This is a genomic window from Desulfovibrio sp. 1214_IL3152, assembly GCF_036763055.1.
Taxonomy (GTDB): domain Bacteria; phylum Desulfobacterota; class Desulfovibrionia; order Desulfovibrionales; family Desulfovibrionaceae; genus Desulfovibrio.
This window is the reverse complement of record NZ_JBAIYW010000151.1, coordinates 1-1,321: the sequence shown is the minus strand read 5'-3', so window position 1 is coordinate 1,321 and position 1,321 is coordinate 1. Positions and strand designations below refer to the sequence as shown.

Sequence of the window (1,321 nt, the reverse complement as noted above, 5' to 3'; positions counted from 1 at the left end):
CCGCCGAAGACGCCGCCCTGCCTGCCAGCAACGGCGCGGGCGTTCGGCCTTGGCAGAAAATGTTTTTGTACGGATCTTGATCAGTTGTAAGGAGAAAAAATGCGTTTCCAAAATCCTCTTGGCCGGATAAGCCCATACCTGGGACGTCTGTCCTCCCCTTTCGGCAAATTTTCCGATATCTGCCGGATGATCAAGATCGAGCACTCGATCTTTGCCCTGCCGTACGCCTGGGCCGGAGCCTTTCTGGCCGCGCGGGGGCTGCCCCCGACATGGAGCCTGGTGTTTCTGACCATCGCCATGGTGGCGGCCCGCTCATTTGCCATGGCGTTCAACCGTCTTGTGGATCTCCCCTTTGACAGCGACAATCCGCGCACCCAGAACCGCCCCCTTGTTACCGGAGCCATCTCCACCAGGCAGACATGGGCGTTCTGCGGGCTTATGGCCGTCATTTTTATCGCCGCCTGCGCGTGTCTCAACCAGGTTTGCCTGTGGCTTTCCATTCCGGCGCTTGTTTTTTCCGCGATTTACAGCGTGCTCAAGCGCTTTACGCCCCTGTGTCACTTCTGGCTGGGGGCCACGCTCGGCCTTGCCCCGCTGGCCGGATGGCTTTCGGTGGATCCCGGCAGCCTGGGCATGGCCCCGGTGCTGCTGTTTTTTGCCGTGACCTTCTGGGTGGCCGCCTTTGACATTTATTACGCCTTTCAGGATGTGGACTTTGACGAGGCTTTCGGGCTGCACTCCATACCGGCCACCTTCGGCGCGGAAACCGCGCTTGTTCTGGCGGCCTTTTCCCATGCCATGACGTCCATCTTCCTGCTGCTGACAGGTTTTGCGGCCGGTTTGAGCTGGCCCTGGCATGTGGTCTGGCTGGGCATTACCATCATGCTTTTTGTGGAGCACAGGCTCATGCGGCCGCAAGACCTGCGCCATGTAAACACGGCTTTTTTTACCCTTAACGGCATCATATCTCCCGTGGTGCTGGCCGGGGTGATTCTTGGCATCTATTTCTAAAAAACAACTTTGCTCCAGGATTTTTCATGCCTCGTAAAAAACAGTATCAATGGCAGGCTCATGACGACGGGCAGGAACAGGATTTCCAACAGCCCAGCCGTTCGGCCAAAAAGCGCGAAAGCCACGCTCTCCAGGCCCTGGGTGAAGAGCTTGCCCGCCTTGGCCCGCAGGAAGTGCAGAGCCTGAGCCTGCCCCCGGAGCTTGCGGAAGCTCTGGGCCTGTATGCCCGCATACGCAACCATGAGGGACGCCGCCGCCAGATGCAGTTCATCGGCCGCCTCATACGCGAAATGGATGATGTGGAACCCCT

2 protein-coding genes are annotated in these 1,321 nt (G+C 58.7%); both read left to right on the top strand.

Features of this window, described 5'->3' with window-relative positions:
- The first annotated feature begins 99 nt into the window (after nucleotides 1-99).
- Nucleotides 100-1,011 carry a 4-hydroxybenzoate octaprenyltransferase gene (locus tag V6C07_RS03125; RefSeq protein WP_333534920.1) on the top strand — a complete coding sequence of 304 codons (912 nt, stop codon included), beginning with the start codon at nucleotides 100-102 and terminating at the stop codon, nucleotides 1,009-1,011.
- 26 nt (nucleotides 1,012-1,037) lie between these two features.
- A partial coding sequence (yjgA, locus tag V6C07_RS03120) for a ribosome biogenesis factor YjgA (protein ID WP_333534919.1) occupies nucleotides 1,038-1,321 on the top strand: 284 nt, incomplete at its 3' end.

Excerpts from the sequence above, each read along its gene's own strand:
- V6C07_RS03125 (WP_333534920.1), top strand. The coding sequence starts at position 100 with ATGCGTTTCCAAAATCCTCTTGGCCGGATAAGCCCATACCTGGGACGT.